This window comes from Paenibacillus sp. FSL R7-269, assembly GCF_000517865.1.
In the GTDB taxonomy this organism is placed as follows: Bacteria; Bacillota; Bacilli; order Paenibacillales; family Paenibacillaceae; genus Paenibacillus_AQ.
This window is the reverse complement of sequence record NZ_ASPS01000012.1, coordinates 25892-44327: the sequence shown is the minus strand read 5'-3', so window position 1 is coordinate 44327 and position 18436 is coordinate 25892. Positions and strand designations below refer to the sequence as shown.

Here is an 18436-nt window from a genome sequence, read left to right as displayed (position 1 = left end):
GCTTACTCCCCTTCTACCGGAATATTAATCTCCAGATACGTCTTGCTGCCGTTACCCGTGCGCTCGGTGAACAGAATTTTACCGCTGATATCCCCGCTAATCTTATAATTCCTTGCTTCCACATACTCCAGCATGAACCCGAAGGCTCCCCGCTCCAGGTAATCCTCGTGGCCGCTGACAATAACGGCAGAGATGCAGGTCGCCGGCTCCAGAACCTCCACACTGTCGTTCAGGCTAACGCCAAGCTTCACCTGATCCTCCGCAAGCAGGCCAAGTCCCCAGCTATACTCCAGATCCCCTAGTCCACAGACGCATTCGCCTGCCTTATTCTCAACCCGGAAGGAGTAGAAGGTGAACGGCAGCAGCTCCATCCACGCCTGGACCGTGTCTTTGAGCTCCTCCTTGTGCAGCAAATGATTCTTGTTCGTCTGCTGAATCCGGTACATGCCCGGCACCTGCTTCATCTTGCACGTATATAGGGATGCGCTGACCTGCATCAGCTCCGCCTGAATCTCCTGAATCTTGCCGAGCAGCAGCGTGCTGCGCCGGATCTCCTCCTCCAGCTGCATACCCGCAGCGGCAATCGACTCCATCACTTGCTCACACGGCGCGTCCTTAATCAGCCCGGCCACATCCTGAAGCGGAATCTGCATGCTCCGGTACCATCTGCTCGTCAATAGATTCCGTGCATCCAGATCGTCGAAATACCTGTAGTTATTATGATGATCCTTCATCGGCCGGACAATATCATGTTTCTCATATAAGCGCAGTGTATCTGCCGTCACTCCAAGAATGGATGCAAATTCACCGATCGAATACTTCATCAGCAGCCCCCCAGCTTACTTGATCACATACGCTCATGCTTGTCGTTCATGTAGTTAATGATAGAGGGTTTGGCCGGGAGACATTGTGGACTATGTCACACAGCTTCTGCCGGAGGACCGGGAAGAGCTTTTCCTGTCGCAGGTGACGGCGGTATGGTCTATACTTGACAGATACGGAAGAAACTGACGAACGGAGGCGGCTGTCATGCCCGCACAGCTAACAGACAAGGTCGCTGGCCTACCCTTGACGCCTGGCGTATACCTGATGAAGGACGGCCTGGGTCATGTGATTTATGTCGGCAAGGCGAAGCAGCTGAGGAAGCGGGTCCAGTCTTATTTTTATAATAATAAGGGACATTCGCCCAAGGTGAAGCAGCTGGTTAAGCATATACGCGATCTGGACTACCGGCTGACCGATACGGAGCTGGAGGCCTTCATGCTGGAATGCCAGCTGATCAAAGAGATCAAGCCGATGTATAACCGCAAAATGAAAAACCCGCTCGCCTACAGCTATATTTCCATTGTGGATAAGGCGCCTTACCGGCAGATTGAGATTGGCTACGAGCCAAGTACAGAGGCGGGCAGCCTCGTATATGGCCCTTATACCAGCCGGAGTACGGTGGAGAGAGCTGTGCTGGGCATCAAGGAATCACAGCGCATTCTGTGCAGCAGCCCTCATTCCCGCAGCTCCCGCTGCCTGAACCATTCGCTGGGCTTATGCATCGGCATGTGCGGGGGCGGGGAGGCTGCTGTGGCACAGTATGAAGCCGTCATAGACGGGATAATCTGCTTACTGGAAGGCAAAGACAGCGTGATTGTGGCCGGACTGGAAGCCCGGATGGAGGACGCTGCGTTGCGGTTCGACTTCGAGACCGCCGCCAAATTCCGCGATTATCTGGGGGCCGTCCATTCGCTGCTGCAGAAGGAGCAGGTGATTGAATTCACCGGAGCGAACAAGAATATTATCGTGCTGGAGCCAGTGGACGATCAGTCCCATAAGCTGATCCTTATCAAGGGCAGCGTGATCCTCTACCGCACCCTGCTGGCAAGAGACGCGCTGAACGAAGGGCAGCTCACCGGGAGGATCGCTGCATCCGCCCGGGAGGTCTTCCGCAGCAGCAGCCTGACCGCCGCTACGGAAGAGATGAGCCGCCACAAGATCGACGAGGCCCAGATCATCTACAGCTACCTGAAGAGCAGCTCCAGCCATTATCTGCTCGTCCCGCCGGAGTGGCTGGACGATGAGGGTGTGACGGGGTTAGCGGAAGGGATAGCGGAACTGGTTCAGTCCTCTGTCTTGGATATGTAGCAATTGATTATAGAGAAACTCTACCATCAGCCCCCTGATGAATCATGTCATAATTGTATGATCGTTGACGATTCATTGAATACAGGAGGACATTGATGAACATACAGATTATTCATCCGGAAGCAGACCAGTATGGGAACAGCAGAGAGAATATCTTCATTGCTTTGGGTGAGCAAGGAGATTACCTGGGCAGTGCCTATACTTATCCGGCGATCAATCATCACCAGACACCGGACACCCCGTATCTGATCTATATAAGCGTTGACCCCGCTGAACATTCGGATGAAATTGCACAGCAGGAAGTTAGCCGGGAGCTGTTTAACCAAGTGCTGATCCGGGCGAGAGAGCTGCGGGCATTACGGCCGGATTTAACCGCCAGAATCTACGGCGAATTCCAAGCAGACCAGAAGCAGCGTGACTTTTACATAGGGACCGAGTTCGAAGCGGATTACAGCATAATTATGGAGGCCTCTATTGCGGAAGGCTTCACTTACAACCTGCCGGAAGAGATAACCGTCCAGCCGGAGGACCTTCATTCAGCGGACAGACGGATAGTCTACAAAGAGCGTTACGATACCATATTCATCACCCCGCTCAATCTGGACACACTTGCAGAGCAAGGCAGACATCCCCATTTCCACAATCTTTCATTTGGGCGGGACGGCAGGCTGCTGGGAGGCTGTACCTTTTGGGCGGCAGATGGCTACGGTTATATTGAAACGCTCTATGTTATGCCAGAAGCCCGGGGAACCGGCATTGCCAAGGTGATCATAAATTATATTTTTGATTATTTCTTGGCAAATGGGATGAATCTGATCAGACTTGAGGTCTGGGAGCTGAACACCCGCGCAGTAGCACTCTACCGGTCCTTAGGATTCACTAGGGTGGAGCAGAAAACTATGTTTCCCGGGATCACCTTGTAGGCACATTGCGGCAGGCTGTATTACTCTTAATACACCGCCTGCGGCGCAAACGGCCCGGTGCCTTTTAACGTATAGTCGTAGAATTCAAGAATCAGCCTATTCATCGTCTCAATACAGTAATACTTATCGATATCCGCCCGTCCGTGTTGAAGCACATTGGCAAGTATCGGTGAGAACAGCGGCAGGTCGGTCAGGCTTAAGTGCTTGGCCCCCTCAAAATGAACGGTATACGCGTCCTTAAAGTTCGGATTGGCGGTGTTATTCGCTGCGTAAGCTGAGTTCTTGCCGAGCTGTCTCCACACATCGTCCGTATATAGGTTCAGCAGCGGTACGCGGTAGGGCTCATTTTTGGCAACCAGATCATTGATCTTCCGGTCATATACCAGTTCTGTGAAGAACGGGGCATCCAGATTCACAACAGCATCCAGATCGCCGCGCTCCCGGCCAAGCGCGACGCTTGCCGCACCACCCATAGAGTGGCCGATTACGCCAATGTGCTCCGTATCTATGCGTTGGTACACGGGGTCTCCGCTACGGGCGGCTTTCTCCAGGATATGATCGATTACCAGATTCATATCCCCGGTGCGCAGCTTCATCCATTTACGCGTAAGGCCATACAGCTCTTCTACGGTGTATACTCCGTCCTTATTGGAATCGTTAACCTCCCGCATATATTCTGCATTAACCATAGTGACCTTCCCGTCCACACCCTGTGTATAAAAAGAATGGTAAGGATGATCGATGGATACCACAACATAGCCGTGACTGGCCAGCTCCGTGAAGGTTGAAGCGTTGCTCTCTCTAACCCCGAAGGCTCCATGAGAAAAGACGATCAGCGGATACGTGCCCTCCGCATGGCCCGGATACCAGAATTCCACATTCACCCGCCGGTGCTCCCCCGTATCTGTAAACTCCTCCACTCGGGTAGGGTCTGTATAGGTGTAGACAGCCGTTCTGACTTCATATTCCCCTGTCACTTCAGGTGCACGGTACTGCGGGAACAGAATGGGCGGGATAAGTGCGATTAGCAGCGCCACAGCGGTTAGCAGCCTTTTCCACACCCGGGTTGAACGCCTGAACGGTCTCACGTCTGTCTTCTTGCGGATCAGATCCACCGAGCCTTTCAGCGCAAAAATAAACAGTAATACCGCCAGTAATACCCAACTGAAGCTCCAATCGATAACGGGGGACCATGTCAGAATAACGAAAACGATAAACAGGGTAATTCTAATCCAGCTTATGAGCTTAATGCGGCTGTGCATAGGGATTCTCCTTTTCGCGTCAGGTGATGATCTCATCATAAAAAACTGCGAAAAGGGTGTATACCCATTTACGGTAAGCTGTAGCTACAGGGCAATAAGATGCACAAAATCACCATTAAGTGGGTAGTTAACTGCATGATTACTCGCGGACTTCCTGCTTCACCGCCTTCAGCCGTTCATTAATCTGCCCCGCTTCCTTCTTATCCTTCTCATAGGACAGCAGACGGACAATGGCATAGACTACAGCGATTTGCAGGGCAAACAGAAGTGCAGCGGATACACTGGCCACAGCTCCAATCAGGCTGGCAAGGGTGATGAGCAGGAGCTCCAGCAGGAGAAAATGAATCACGATCCTAACACGCATCGCCCGCTCGCTTACCTCTTCAGGAGCGTACAACATCAAGCCTGTCAATGCTCCAAGCAGGGAGAAGCCCATAATCGTATAGATGGATATCAGGTCAAAGGCGAGTTCCGGGATAAAAATCTGCCGCAGCACCGTAATGATTATGATGATGGATGCGAAGATAACCAGAAAATCGCGGATGATGTCTTTGGCAACCTCTGAACGCTTCATGCTGTAATCCCCCTTTATAATCCAAGTCTTTGTTTCAGTACGGGCACATACTGTCTTGAAATGACTACACGTTCCCCATTATCAAGCAGAGCTGTGAACCGGCCGCTGAGGGATGGACGCACGCTCTCAATCTTGGCGATATTCAGAATCGTGGATTTGGAGGCGCGAAAACAGTTCTTGTCCCGGCACAGTGCCTCCAGTTCATACAGCTTCTGCTTCACTTCATACACCTGGTTCTCGCTGTAGACGAATACTTTACCGTCCACGGCTTCGAAATAATAGACATCACTGAGCTTGATGCGGCTGACCCGCTCTTCCTGTACCCCCAGGAGGACAAGAGTCTCTGCCTTAAGCTTATGTACAATCTGACTGATCTCTTCAGTTGCTTCATAGCATCTGATGAGGATTTCCTCTTGCTGCTCCCTGCTGATATGCTCAATAGAAATTCGGATAGGATCACCTGCGATAATTCAGATTTGAAGGTCTGTTGCCTAATTAATGTACATGATACGGGAACCGCTCCCATACGACAAATATAACTTCTACACAGGTACGCCAAGTGGAAACGGCTTTGCCGTCCTTTTAAAGGACGGTACCGTTTCAGCGAGAAATAGAAGGATAACTTATCGTGTGAAACATATAAATTCTATTTCAAAAAAGGCTGCCCTCCGGTTGGACCGGTCGGACAGCCTTATATAAACTTAGTTGTTATGATACCGCCCTCTGGGCACGACCAGCGGGGAACCGGAGACAGGGTCAGGAATGACTGTGCATTCCAGTCCGAAGATCTCTTTGACCCGCAGGCTTGTGATAACCTCTGCGGGCGCACCTTCCGCGACCAGCCTGCCGGAATGCAGTGCAAAGATATGGTCGGCATACCGGGCGGACAGGTTAATATCATGCAGCACCATGACAATGGTGGTTCCGTGCTTGCGGTTCAGATCGGTGAGCAGGTCCAGGATCTCCACCTGATAGGTGATATCCAGGAAGGTGGTCGGCTCATCCAGGAACAGGATATCGGTCTGCTGGGCCAGGGCCATTGCAATCCAGACCCGCTGCTGCTGGCCGCCGGACAGCTCATCAATATTACGGTTAGCGAATTCGGTAATATTCATAATCTCCATCGCTTCGGCCACAGCCTCGTAATCCTTCCTGGACCAGCCGCCCAGCAGCGACTGGTGCGGAAATCTGCCGCGTCCCACCAGGTCGGCAACCGATATCCCTTCCGGCACAATCGGGGATTGCGGCAGCAGTCCGATCACCCGGGCCAGCGCTTTGGCTGGAATCTGCGAGATCGGCTTGCCGTCCAGCGTCACCTGGCCTGCGGTATGCTTGATCAGCCTAGCCATGGTTTTGAGCAGGGTGGATTTCCCGCAGCCGTTGGAGCCGATAATCACACTGATCTGATGATCCGGGATCACCAGGTCTATCCCATGAATAATTGTCTTATTCTCATAGCCCGCTATCAACTGCTCAGCTCCAAACACATGTGCCTTGTTCATTATAACTCTCCCTTTCGATTCATGCGGATTAACAGGAAGATCAGATAAGGTGCTCCGAGTAATCCGGTAATGATGCCTACAGGGAATCTGTACTCAAATGCAAATTGTCCAATCAGATCGGACGCCAGGACCAGATTCACGCCGACCAGACCTGCGGGGATGATGCTGGAGGCGCCTGTACCCACCAGTCTTTTGGCAATCGGCCCTGACAGGAAGGAGACAAACGCAATAGGTCCGGTAGTAGCCGTAGCAATCGCCACCATGCAGACAGAGCTGACAATCAGTGCGATTCGGGTCCGGTCTGTGCGGACTCCAAGCGAGGTAGCCGACTGCTCCCCCAGCTCCAGAATACTCAGATGCTTGCCCAGCAGGATGATGATTGGCGAACAGATCAGCACGATGATCACCAGCGGCGGAAGCTCGCGCATCTGTGAGCCATTGAGACTGCCGGTCAGCCAGCGGACCGCTGAAGGGATGTCCTTCTCGGAGCCGATCAGCAGCAGGTAGGAGATCACGGCATCCAGCATCGCCTGAAGGCCGATCCCGATCAGAATTAACCGCCCGATAGAGAAGGTTCTTCCCCTGGAGAGCACGTAGATCAGCAGCACAGTGGCAAGGCCAGCGATTACCGAAGCAACAGAGACTACAGCTCCGCTGGCTTGCAGGATCACGATGCAGTATACCGCCGCCGCACTTGATCCGGAAGTAATGCCAATGACATTCGGGTTCGCCAGCGGGTTGCGCAGCATCGTCTGGAAGGTGTACCCGGCCATACCGAAGGCGAATCCGGCAAAAAGACCCGCCAGCATCCGCGGCAGCCGGATAATATTCACGGCGAACGAGACACCCTGGAGTTCTTCGCCAGAGAGTGCGCGGATGACCTCAGAGGCCGGATAGATGGTATTCCCGAGTAGAAGCATCGCGCAGCACAGTACACAGGCAAGTACTGCAAGCAGGCTGGTTACAATCAGGCCCCGGCGGTGTCTTTGACGTCTGCCCGCCATAATGAATTCAATCGTTTCATTTCTCATAAGGATCGCACTTTCGACTTCATCGCTAATAGAATTAGGATCGGTGCCCCTACAAAGGCTGTGACCACACCGACTTCAAGTTCTCCGGGGCTGCCAATCAGCCGGCCGCCTACATCGGAGACCGTGAGGATAATAGCCCCGGTGACCGCTGACATCGGGATTACGAACCGCAGGTCCGAGCCGAGGATCAGACGGATTACGTGAGTGGACAAGAGGCCGATGAACCCGATAGGTCCAGCCAATGCTGTCACTGCTCCGCATAATAATACCCCGGCCAGCGCGGCGGTAAGCCGCAGTGTCCCTGTGCGGACCCCGAGGCCGGTCGCCACATCATCGCCCAGGGCCAGCGCATTCAGGGCCGGAGCTGTAATAAAGGCAATCAGTATGCCGATCAGCAGGAACGGAAGGAAGGTAGTAATGCCGCTCCAGGTCCCCGCACCCACGCTGCCCACCTGCCAGAACCGGAACTGGTCCATGACGTAAGCGCGCGGAATCATGATGGCGGTAACCAGAGAGGACAGAGCCGCGCTAATCGCAGCACCCGCCAGAACGAGCTTAATGGGCGTGGCTCCGCCACGCCCCATCGAGCCGATTCCGAATACGAATACCGCTGTAATTGCAGCTCCGGCTAAGGCTAACCATATATATTGGCCCGCAGTGCTTATGTTCAGGAATGCAATTCCGCAGACCACGAACAAAGAGGCCCCCGTATTCACCCCGAGGATGCTGGGATCGGCAATCGGGTTGCGGGTCACCGCCTGCATCAAGGCTCCCGATACACCAAGCGCTCCGCCGCACATCAGGCTGAACACCGTCCGGGAAATCCGCTTGCGCACCACGTTTGCCCCATAGCTGTCCACCTCTGGACGGAATAGCCCATCCATCAGCTCATTCCAGCCTACATGACGGGCTCCCAGTACCAGTGAGGCAATGATGCACAGGACCAGCAGGACCATGCAGCTCACCAGCACCAGGATGAAATTCTTCGGCATATGCAATTTTAGCTTGTTATCGCCCGAAACCGGTGAACTCATCATTTTATTTTATCAATAGCTCCCCCAATTAAGGCAAGGTATTCATCAATCGTATACGCAATGGACAGCGGGTTCGGTGTTCCGGCAGCAACCAGCGGAGTATCACTGTCGATAAAAGCTACCGATCCCCGTTCAATGGCCGGGATTTTGCCGATCAGTGAATCTGCCTGAAGCGTCTTAAGCAATTCGTCATTGCCATAACCTACGATCAGATCTGCATCATACAGGGCTTCCACATTCTCGGAGCTTAAGCTGAGCGAGTAGCTGGTAGGGTCTGTAATCTGTTTGGTAATGCTCTCGGGATATGTCATCCCCAGCTCATACAGGAATGCGACCCGGGAGTCTACTGGTGTATAAATATGCAGTTTCGACAAATCCTCAGCGGAGAAATTGACCCAGACTACTTTTTTGCCGGCAATCTGCGGATATTTGCTCAGCTTGTCGTTAACTAAGGCTTCAGTATCCTTGATGAGCTGCTCGCCTTCAGGCTTCATACCCATGCCTTCTGCGTTCAGTAGCACCTGCTCACGCCATGTCGTAGCCCAAGCAGCTGTAGGGTAGGCTACCACTGGAGCGATCTTGCTCAGTGTCTCATAATCTTCTTTCGTTAGGCCGGAGTACGCGGCAAGAATAACATCCGGGTTGGCGTCAGAGATCGCCTCGAAATCAAGACCATCAGTATCCTGGAACACATTCGGATCCGTTACATTCAGCTCTTTGAGCTTATCTGCGGTCCAAGGCAGCAGCCCGCTGCCATCCTGCACACCGAAGTTCGCAGCCGAGAAGCCTACAGGGACAACGCCCAGGGCCAGAACCACATCTTGGTTAGCCCATTGCACAGTAACTACGCGTTCCGGCTTGCTCTTAATTACAGTTTCACCAAGCGCATGCTTGATGGTGATCGGATATGTCACAGCATCCTGCGCCGCCGGTGCTTCTGTGCTTGCCGCTTCGGTGGTTGCAGCTGCTGCCGGTGCCGGTGAAGATGAAGCTGCTGAATTCGACTGGTTGGAGGAGCAGCCTGCCAGCGCTATAGTTAGTGCTAATGGAATGAATAATGTCTTGAAAGAGAACTTTTTGGTGCTGTTCATGTGCGGACCCTTCCTTATCTGAATATGTATTTTGTGGTTTCATGCAACTTTATACGATAATGAGAATCATTATCGCTAAATATATAGGTGATGGGACAGGTTGTCAATGTAAAAGTTAGGTTCCGCTTGCAAATGGCCGAGCAGGGAACCAACAATTTTTGGCATCCTCCCCACAACAAAAACCACAAGCGGCACTAGTTAAAGTGAGCCGCTTGTGGGACTGTCTACTGTGAAAAGTGAGCTTGGAATACCTTAGCTTACATGCTCTTAGTCAATGTGATGGACCGGTCGGCTGTGCCCCATTGTACATTCCAGCCAAGAAGCTCTGTAATGAAGCGGAGCGGGACAACCGTTCTGTTGTCGTCGTTCACAAAGACTTTGGCACCGACGGATTTTCTCATGCCGTTGACTTCCATGAAGTCTTTGTTCATCCAGAACACCAGTGTGTCGTTGCCTGCCTTAATGGTAACCTGCTGAGCTTGTTTGTCCCATTTCACATCCGCTCCGATGCCTTCACTCAGGTAACGAAGCGGGATGTAGGTCATTCCGCTCCAGATGAACGGCTTGGTATCCATTTGAGTGACTTGTCCGTTAATGTTCAGGACGCCGCTGCCCACCTTCATCCAGACTTTCGTCATGGAAGCAGGATCTGCTGGTGTTGCAGGTGCGGGTGCTGCTGCATCCTGGAACTTGTCATTGAACTGCGTAACAATCGCATTCCCTAGCGCTTGGCCTACTCCGAACATCGTCTTGTAGCCCTCACGGTTCGTCTTGTAAGAAGCGTCATAGTTGCCCGCTGCATACTGCGTAAGCACCTGCTGCACCTGATTCTCGTGAGTGGTCAATGCGGATTGCCCCGCTGACTTCGGCAGGTTGCCTGCTGTAGCCGAATCAAGGAATGCTGCGAATTCAGTGGTGAAGCCAGCAATACGCGCTTCTACTGCTGCTTTTGCCGCTGCATCATTGTTCTTCACTGCCGTTACAAAATCAGCCTGGGCATTCACATGATTCGTAACCCAGATCTTCTCAAAAGCCGCTGCCCCTTCTGCGCCATAAATGGAAGCAATCGCTGCTTTGAAGTCTGCCGTATTCATGGCTTCGGCTCCGATGAGTGCATTGGAAGCGGCTCTTCCGTCATATTGCTCCTGCATTTGCAGGACGGACAAGGCGAAGTGTTCACCCGCTAACTGGTTGAGTGCGGATCTCAGATCAGCAGCCTTGGTATCTGCCTTGGTATTCTCGAATTTAGCAGGCATTTGCATAGTAATCGCACTGGACAAGGCCTTGCTGATGCCGAACATCTCTGCATAACCCTTACGGTAAGCTTCATACGCGCCTTTGTAATCACCGGCTGCATAATCCTCGAACACTTCTTGGACATGGTTCTCATGACTTCGGATAACCTGCTTCGCGGCAGCTGCCGGAAGCTTGCCCTCTGTTGCCGTGCCGAGGAAATTCCCGAACTCATCTACAAAGCCGCTTACTTTATCTTCTGCAGCTTTGACGGCTGCGGTGTCCTTGTTCTTCGTCGCCTTCACCAGATCGTCGGTGTACTTGTTATGTGCACGGAAAATCCGTTCAAATTCTGCCGCGCCTGCATCGCCGTACAGTGAAGCAATGGCGGGCTGCATATCGAGCGCGTTCTGATCAAGCGCCTGGTAGGCCGATGCCGCATCCTTGGTACCGTCATAGGCCTTCGTCATTGCGGTTACGGCAAGGGTGAAATGCTCGGAGAGCAAATAATCCAGGCCCGCTCTCAGCTCGGCAGCCGGTGTATTCACCGAAGCCTTCATCATCGCGGCTGCCGGGGCTGCCTCCGCACCTGCCAGCGCAGGGATCATCAGGGTCAAGCTTAACATCGGAACGACTAATTTCTTCATCTTCATCTCACTTCACTCCTTAGATTGGTGTAATATGTGTTGTTCACGTTGCCTGTTTGTCTGTACATATACTGAAACGCAGCGAATTCAGGTTTGGATCACTATCCCGCAAAAAAAAGCCGCCCGCCGGTATCAAATACCGGAACGGGCAGCCTCTTGTAATAATATAACCTGCTTGCAGATTGAGTTACGCCAGCAACGCGCGTACACCTTCACTCAGCGGGGTAAGCGGACGGTTCAGCAGCTTCGCAAGGTCGCCGCTCTCGATATTCAGCGCACCATCACGGATGGCTGCCTGAATGGCAACTACGATCGGCAGCGCCGCTTCCGGCACGCCTGCACCTGCCATAATCTTCGCATACGCGGTGTCATCCACCTGCTGCACGGCCACCTCCTGGCCCAGTACCTCGCCGACCACTGCTGCCAGCTCTGCCTGGGTAAGCGGAGTACCGGACAATTCGTAGATGACACTCTCACGGCTCTCTCCGGCCAGGACAGCCGCTGCCGCTTCAGCATAATCGCTGCGTGTAGCCCAGCCTACCTTGCCGTCTTCGGCTGAGGTCAGCCAAGGAGCGCCGGCCTTCACAGCCTGAATGGAGCCGACTTCATTCTCCAAGTACCAGTTGTTGCGCAGGAAAGCATATGGAATGCCGGATTCGCGGATGAACTCTTCTGTGGCACGGTGTACCGGCGCAAGGAACAGGGAACTGTTCTCGGCATCGCCTACACTGGTGTAGACGATGAAGCCTATACCTGCACGGACAGCGGCGTCTACAGCCGTCTTATGCTGGCGGATACGGGTGTCGTTGTCGCCGTCAGCCGAGACGATCAGCAGGCGCTCCACTCCGGCAAAGGCGGTATCCAGCGTCTCCGGCTGATCGAAATCGCCATGACGGACATCGACGCCGAGCGCCTTCAATGCTTCTGCCTTCTCCGGGTTTCTGACACTGGCTACAATATTCTCAGCGGGTACGGTCTTCAACAGAGTCTCTGCTACGATGGAACCAAATTTGCCTGTTGCTCCTGTTAATGCGATCTTCATTCTTCATTCCTCCATTTGGGTTGTTGTATTTCAATCCCGGCTATCAAAGCTCACGTTGACAGCGGTAATTACTGATCATGTAACCATTGTAGTTACAAGTTAGCCGAATGTCAAACCAAATGTTTCGGCCTCAGCCAACTGTCTTGAAATAGCGGTAGATCTGCTCCAGCTTCTTGCTCTGCTTCCCCTTCTTGCTCTCCATATTACCGAACTCGAAAAACTTCACCTTACGGATACCCACGAAGTTGAACAGGGCTTTGCGCATCAGTATCTTATGTGAGTTCCCCAGCCACAGCAGCGGGTAGTGGGTCGGCCCCTTCATACTTGAGATGCAGATCACGCTCTTCCCCTTGAGCAGCCCCTCCGGCAAAAGTCCGCCCTTATCCCGGTAGGCGAAGCCCGATGCGAACATCCTGTCGATGTAGCCCATCAGCATCGCTGGCGGGCGTCCCCACCAGATCGGATAGACCAGCACAATCTGATCGGCCCACAGCAGTTGCTCCCTGTACTCTGCAAGCTCCGGTTCCCGGTACATATCCCGTCTGCGCCGATTCTCATTGAACACCAGGACCGGATCGAATCCGGTCTCGTACAGATCAAGCACCTTCACTTCCGTAATCTTGGCATTCTCCTTACTGCCGCGCAGCACTTCCTTCAGGAAGGCATAGCTCAGGCTCTTATGGTTCGGATGGGTGTAGATCACAAGTGTATTCATCAGTGGTATTCCCCTTTAGTTGTCATTTGATAACCAAAACATAGCACAGCCGTAAATTACTTGTCAAATGATAATTGTTTTTTGATAATTATTCTGGTATCGTGACCTCTGAGGTGATCTTATGGACAACAACCATCTATTTCAGAAATTTATAGCCTTCACTGCCGCCGTCCATCAAATAACGAACGATATTTCCAAAGATGTGAACTCAGACGGCTTAACGCCGCTGCAATATAAGATTGTCGAATACATCGCCGTCAGCCAGCCTGTTACCCTCAGCGAGATCAGCGACTGCATGAACATGTCAATGCCCAATACCAGCAGAGAGCTGAAGAAACTCAGCGAAAAAGGGCTATGTACCCGCATTACCGACCCCGCTGACCGCCGCAGACAGGGAATTACGCTCTCCGCCGCAGGCGAGTCGTTGATGAATGAGGCTTTCGGACAGATCGCTGTCCGGTTCGAGCAGCGTATTGCGGCTCTGAGCGCTGAGGAACGCAAAGAGACCGAGCAGGCGCTCGATCTCTTGCAGCAGAAGGTATTTTATTTGAGCTGAGGGTAAGGGCTGCCCTGCATTCTATGAGCGTTTATTTCACAGCAACGCCCTTCGCTGCAATCTCCGCAGGCGCAGGAGCCTCCTTTCGCTTGATGAGCAAGGACAGGATCAGTGCAACCACTGCGGCTCCTGTCGTAACCATAGAAGCCACATTCATCCCGTGAATTAAGCTATGGACATCGCCTGTCTGCTTCAGGCCGCCGCCGCTGTAGGTCATTATAGTAACAAGCAGAGCCGTCCCAATGGAACCAGCGACAGTACGCAGTGTAGTGTTCACAGGAATACCATGACGGATCAGAGCAGGCGGCAGAGAATTCATTCCGCTGGTGACGACAGGCAGCAGGGTCAGGCTGACACCGATCATCCGCAGGGAGTAGCCCACCATCAGGAACGTATAGGACGTATGCTCCGTCAGATTGGAGAACAACAGTGCAGAGATGACCGTCAGGCTGATTCCGGTGATTACCATCGTTCTGGCACCTATTTTGTCAAAAATCTTCCCCGCGATAGGGGACATAATACAGATCAGAATCGCACCTGGAAGCAGCATCAGACCCGACTTCAGCGCGGAATAGCCAAGCATGGTCTGCATATAGAGCGGCAGCAGGAGCTGTGCGCTCAGCATGATAATCATCAGGATCATACTGATTACCGTAGCCAGGGTAAACGAGGGACTGGTGAACACCCGCAGCTCCAGCAGCGGATTCTCCATCGTCAACTGCCTCCACACGAACAGGCAGAGCGCGATGAACCCGACCGCGAGGGAGATCAGCACCTCCGTACTTCCCCAACCTTTGCTGCCGGAGACACTGAATCCGTACAACACACCGCCGAAGCCGAGCGAGGATAAGGTCATGGAGATTGCATCCACCTTGCTTTTCACCTGTGGCGTCACGTTCTTCACCAGAAACACGCCCAGGAGCGTAAGCAGCAGCGAGCAAGGAGCCAGAATATAGAACAACAAGCGCCAGGAATGATCCTCCACGAGCCAGCCGTTCAGCACAGGTCCGATCGCCGGAGCGAAGTTAATCGCCAGCCCGATCAGCCCCATCGTGAACCCGCGCTTGGCTACCGGGATGAGAATGAACGTCAGGGTCTGGACCAGGGGAAGCATAATGCCCACTCCGACCGCCTGCACAATTCTTCCGGTGAGCAGCAGGCCGAAGCTCGGGGAAACCGCACACAGAAGCGTACCCGCGCTCAGCATGCCCATCGCAAAGACGAATACCTGCTTCGTCGTGAAGCGCTGAATAAGATAAGCTGTAATCGGAACAACAATACCCGTCACCAGTGCAAATGCGGTCGTTAACCACTGCACGGTGCTCGCAGACAACTGGAACTCACCCATAATGTTAGGCAGTGCCGTATTCAGCGAGGATTGATTCAATAGCCCCGCCATTGTCCCGATAATTAGAATAGCCATGATTAGATTGGTTCCCTTTGGTGCGTTCTCCATCTCTGCTCCTCCTCTATCTGTACTTTTAAAACTAACTAGTTGTTTATATTTATCTTTAAAAAAACCGCCCTTACAATAAAGACGGCTCCATGACGCCATGGATAATAAATTGCACGATCTGCCGGGTGGTCTGCTCTCTAACCTGCGGAGAGTCCAGACTGCCGAACAAGTGCTCAAACCTTGAAGACGACTGCAGTGTCATTGCAATTATGTTCATGATCAGCATCGGAAAGAGCGCCGGGTCCAGATCCGGGCGGAGAATTCCGTTCCTCTGGGCGGCCAGAGCAATTTCATGCATCTGAGGGTCATCGTCCGGACGATAGGGAATCTGATTCCAGGTCTTCCAGCCCTCTGCAGCTTCCCAGAACAGGATTCTCAGGTAACTCCGGTGCTCCAGCAGGAAGGAGACCGTCTGACGGGTCCAGTATTCCACGAAATTTTTGAATGCGGACGGGTCCTTCAGTAGCTGCTCATCCTTCAGCAGTTCGCTGATGAACGAGCCGGTGATCTGTTCGCCAATCTGGTCCGCCCGCTTGACCACTTCCGTGTACAACCCTAATTTGTCGCCATAATACTGGTAGATCAGGCTTTTGTTATACCCGGAAGCCTTCGCAATGGCATCAATCCGTGCCGCTGAGAAGCCGGACTCGGCAAAGATCTCCTCGGCTGCATCCAGGATAACGCCCCGGGTCCGGGCGGCATCGTAGATTTTGGCGCTGCGTTTGTTCCCTGTTGTGGTTATGGTTGTTACCCCCTATTCTTATTTATAACTAACTGGTTAGATTATAATCTGCATCCTGGCGGACGTCAAGCAGGGCTCTTACAGCATTGTCTGCGATACGTTACCAACAATTGGCACAAAACCAATTCACACCAATCGCGTCTAACTGGAGAGAGTTAAATCTATCCAAAAGGTGATGAATCCATGACAACAAGAACGACTATGCTGCTGTCTCTGCTAGGACTGGCCCTGACCGCTACGGTGGGCGGTTATGCCCATGCAGATGCAGCACCCTCACCCCAGCCCATCTCCATCTACCTTGACGGGCAGCAGCTTCAGCCGGAGACCCGGCCGCTAAATATCGGCGGGACTGTACTGGTCCCCATGCGCGGCTTGTTCGAAGCCCAGGGGGCTGAGCTCTCCTGGAACAATGCAAGCAAGACCGTAACTGCCGTCAAAGGCGGCACTGCACTTACCTATACCTTAGGCTCGTCCACAGCTCTGCTGAACGGGAAGACCACCCAGCTGACGGTACCGGGACAACTATCGCAAGGCTACAGTATGATTCCCCTGCGCTTCGTCAGTGAAGCCCTGGGCAGCGAGGTGAGCTGGGAGCCGGCTTCGGGCTCTGTCCTTATCTCCTCGGCGTCCGCCTATGAGACCTCGGTCACCTGGGGGGTCAACCTGCGCAGCACCCCGGATGCCGGGAGCAGTGCGGCTAGCCTGGGCCTGCTGCCCGCCGGAAGCAAGGTCCATGTCATCCGTGAGGTTGATGCCCTCTGGCTGGAGGTGCGGACCGCAGATCATATGAGAGGATATGTATCTTCCAAGCCGAAATTCACGGATTACAGAAGCCCTTCCCTGCTGCAGAAGCAAGGGGAAGCCCTGATTGCTTCAGGTAAGAAATATCTGAATACCCCTTATGAATTTGGCGCTTCTCCTGACCAGACGAATACGTTCGACTGTTCTTCTTTTGTGAAGCGTGTATTCGGGGATACGCTTGGGATTGAGCTTCCCCGCGTCTCTTACGATCAGGCTCAGGAAGGCCGGAAGGTTGGCCTGGACGAGCTGCGCACCGGAGATCTGCTCTTCTTCACCGCCAGGGGCCTCGACATCGGACATGTAGCCATCTACGCCGGAAATAACCGGATTCTGCATACCTACTCCAAGGAGCAGGGTGTACATATGGAGGATTTCAGCAGCAAGTGGAAGCAGCGGTTTGTTACCGCACGGCGGATTCTATAGCGGGGAGAGCGGGCGGGAATTCAGCGGTCCCCGGTAACAGTTGGATTTTCTACACTTGCTGCCTAAGCAAATGCCCCATTCAGGAGTAACAGTTGGAAAAAAGGCACTTAATCTGACCAAACGCAGCCGAGTCTATAAGATTCGGTGAATTAGGTGTACTTTTTCCAACTGCTTCTTCATATGACTTCATTCCGCCAGAAATAAGTGCCCTATTTCCATCTCTTCGCACCCGCTTCTTGCTGTTTCTTGCTAGGCCTTGCGCACAAACTCCGATTTCAGCTTCATTGCGCCGAACCCGTCGATTTTGCAATCGATATCATGGTCGCCGTCCACCAGACGGATATTCTTCACCTTCGTGCCTATCTTCAGAACGGACGAGCTGCCTTTGACTTTGAGATCTTTAATCACCGTTACGGTGTCTCCGTCAGCCAGGACATTGCCGTTAGCATCCTTCACTACCTTCTCATCATCGCCACTTGCGCCCGCTGCATCCAGAGACCACTCATGTGCACACTCCGGGCAGACCAGCAGCGCTCCATCCTCATAGGTATACACAGAGCCACATTGCGGGCAATTCGGTAATTCATTCATTGATTAATAATCTCCATTTCTGCTTAATGCATGTTGTATTGGGTAAGTCTGCTTTATTTTAGCATATTCCTGCGCATGGTAGTTGATAAGATCATATTATTATATTAATATCTAATTAGATTTATAACTAATTATAAGCGGGTGATGATATGATTTGGTTAGAACCAGTACTGGACCCGTTAGCGCCGGAGAGTCTGGATATTCAGGCCGCCATCCTGAACTCTCAGCCTGAATTCAACCAGATGGTCCTGCATAAGGCGTATCTGGAACCTCTGGAGCTGGAGGAGGAGAACCGCAACAACCTCACCATGGGGGAGAAAATGCTATACATCAGAAGCCATGACCGGATTGCCGGTCTGATCACCTACCTGCCTGACTATAGCGCGGATCATTATCCGTGGATCGGCCTGCTGGTGATTCACCGGCAATACAGCCGGCAGGGGATCGGAAAAACCGCCGTACATGAGCTGGAGCGAATGTTCAGGAATCATGGCCTCAGCGCCGTCAGACTAGCCGTTCAGCTGGAGAACAAGGCCGGGGAGGCCTTCTGGACCCGAAACGGGTTCGCCCCGGTCAGAAGAGCGACCGATAACCACAATAACGAAGTGGATGTTTATGAGAAGCAGTTTAGATGAATGGCCGGTGTGGTAAGAATTAGGATGTAGATAATTCCATTTCAA

At 52.8% G+C, this 18436-nt stretch carries 19 protein-coding genes; 5 read left to right on the top strand and 14 right to left on the bottom strand.

Going from position 1 to position 18436, the window contains the following annotated elements; all coding sequences use genetic code 11:
- Positions 1-2: 2 nt before the first annotated feature.
- A complete protein-coding gene (locus C162_RS04860; RefSeq protein WP_036691883.1) occupies positions 3-824 on the bottom strand; it encodes a MerR family transcriptional regulator in 822 nt (273 codons plus the stop codon).
- A 205-nt stretch (positions 825-1029) separates the two neighbouring features.
- Between C162_RS04860 and C162_RS04855 the strand changes: the two genes are divergently transcribed.
- Entirely contained in the window at positions 1030-2133 is a 1104-nt protein-coding gene (locus C162_RS04855) for a GIY-YIG nuclease family protein (protein WP_036691881.1), read from the top strand.
- A 95-nt stretch (positions 2134-2228) separates the two neighbouring features.
- Complete coding sequence (locus C162_RS34100) at positions 2229-3056, top strand: GNAT family N-acetyltransferase (protein WP_051493240.1); 828 nt, start codon at positions 2229-2231, stop codon at positions 3054-3056.
- Between the two features lie 26 nt (positions 3057-3082).
- On the opposite strand, the gene C162_RS04845 is transcribed toward C162_RS34100, so the two are convergent.
- The 10 genes from C162_RS04845 to C162_RS04800 all read right to left on the bottom strand — a co-directional run bounded on the left by C162_RS04845 (position 3083) and on the right by C162_RS04800 (position 13187).
- Complete coding sequence (locus C162_RS04845; protein ID WP_051493239.1) at positions 3083-4318, bottom strand: alpha/beta hydrolase family protein; 1236 nt, start codon at positions 4316-4318, stop codon at positions 3083-3085.
- A gap of 139 nt (positions 4319-4457) precedes the next feature.
- Entirely contained in the window at positions 4458-4892 is a 435-nt protein-coding gene (locus C162_RS04840) for a DUF3021 family protein (RefSeq protein ID WP_036691878.1), read from the bottom strand.
- Positions 4893-4906: 14 nt separating this feature from the next.
- Positions 4907-5191: a LytTR family DNA-binding domain-containing protein gene (locus C162_RS36850; protein WP_256706539.1), complete on the bottom strand. Its 285-nt coding sequence runs from the start codon at positions 5189-5191 to the stop codon at positions 4907-4909.
- Positions 5192-5593: 402 nt separating this feature from the next.
- The gene (locus C162_RS04830; protein WP_036691872.1) at positions 5594-6394 is read right to left on the bottom strand and encodes an ABC transporter ATP-binding protein; all 801 of its coding nucleotides are present in this window, start codon (positions 6392-6394) and stop codon (positions 5594-5596) included.
- Entirely contained in the window at positions 6394-7425 is a 1032-nt protein-coding gene (locus C162_RS04825) for a FecCD family ABC transporter permease (RefSeq protein WP_036691869.1), read from the bottom strand. The genes C162_RS04830 and C162_RS04825 overlap by 1 nt, the downstream gene beginning before the upstream one ends.
- Positions 7422-8462: a FecCD family ABC transporter permease gene (locus tag C162_RS04820; RefSeq protein ID WP_036691868.1), complete on the bottom strand. Its 1041-nt coding sequence runs from the start codon at positions 8460-8462 to the stop codon at positions 7422-7424. The genes C162_RS04825 and C162_RS04820 overlap by 4 nt, the downstream gene beginning before the upstream one ends.
- Positions 8459-9550, bottom strand: a complete 1092-nt coding sequence (locus C162_RS04815) for an iron-siderophore ABC transporter substrate-binding protein (RefSeq protein ID WP_036691865.1) — start codon at positions 9548-9550, stop codon at positions 8459-8461. Before C162_RS04815 ends, C162_RS04820 begins: the two co-directional genes overlap by 4 nt.
- 257 nt (positions 9551-9807) lie before the next feature.
- Positions 9808-11436, bottom strand: coding sequence for a copper amine oxidase N-terminal domain-containing protein (locus C162_RS04810; RefSeq protein WP_036691862.1), 1629 nt, complete (start codon positions 11434-11436; stop codon positions 9808-9810).
- A 181-nt stretch (positions 11437-11617) separates the two neighbouring features.
- On the bottom strand, positions 11618-12472 hold the full coding sequence (locus C162_RS04805) for an SDR family oxidoreductase (protein WP_036691859.1): 855 nt from the start codon (positions 12470-12472) through the stop codon (positions 11618-11620).
- 130 nt (positions 12473-12602) lie between these two features.
- The gene (locus C162_RS04800; RefSeq protein WP_036691856.1) at positions 12603-13187 is read right to left on the bottom strand and encodes an NAD(P)H-dependent oxidoreductase; all 585 of its coding nucleotides are present in this window, start codon (positions 13185-13187) and stop codon (positions 12603-12605) included.
- Positions 13188-13308: 121 nt separating this feature from the next.
- Here C162_RS04800 and C162_RS04795 point away from each other — a divergent pair, with 121 nt between their 5' ends.
- Positions 13309-13743, top strand: coding sequence for a MarR family winged helix-turn-helix transcriptional regulator (locus C162_RS04795; RefSeq protein ID WP_036691854.1), 435 nt, complete (start codon positions 13309-13311; stop codon positions 13741-13743).
- A gap of 31 nt (positions 13744-13774) precedes the next feature.
- On the opposite strand, the gene C162_RS04790 is transcribed toward C162_RS04795, so the two are convergent.
- Both C162_RS04790 and C162_RS04785 read right to left on the bottom strand, forming a co-directional pair.
- Positions 13775-15199, bottom strand: coding sequence for a DHA2 family efflux MFS transporter permease subunit (locus tag C162_RS04790; protein WP_036691852.1), 1425 nt, complete (start codon positions 15197-15199; stop codon positions 13775-13777).
- 70 nt (positions 15200-15269) lie between these two features.
- A complete protein-coding gene (locus C162_RS04785) occupies positions 15270-15875 on the bottom strand; it encodes a TetR/AcrR family transcriptional regulator (RefSeq protein WP_268748796.1) in 606 nt (201 codons plus the stop codon).
- 249 nt (positions 15876-16124) lie between these two features.
- Between C162_RS04785 and C162_RS04780 the strand changes: the two genes are divergently transcribed.
- Positions 16125-17165, top strand: coding sequence for a C40 family peptidase (locus tag C162_RS04780; protein ID WP_036691848.1), 1041 nt, complete (start codon positions 16125-16127; stop codon positions 17163-17165).
- Between the two features lie 249 nt (positions 17166-17414).
- Here C162_RS04780 and C162_RS04775 read toward each other — a convergent pair whose 3' ends face one another.
- Entirely contained in the window at positions 17415-17756 is a 342-nt protein-coding gene (locus C162_RS04775; protein WP_036691846.1) for a zinc ribbon domain-containing protein YjdM, read from the bottom strand.
- Between the two features lie 149 nt (positions 17757-17905).
- On the opposite strand from C162_RS04775, the gene C162_RS04770 reads away from it, so the two are divergent.
- Positions 17906-18391 carry a GNAT family N-acetyltransferase gene (locus tag C162_RS04770; protein ID WP_036691845.1) on the top strand — a complete coding sequence of 162 codons (486 nt, stop codon included), beginning with the start codon at positions 17906-17908 and terminating at the stop codon, positions 18389-18391.
- The last annotated feature ends 45 nt before the right edge of the window (positions 18392-18436 follow it).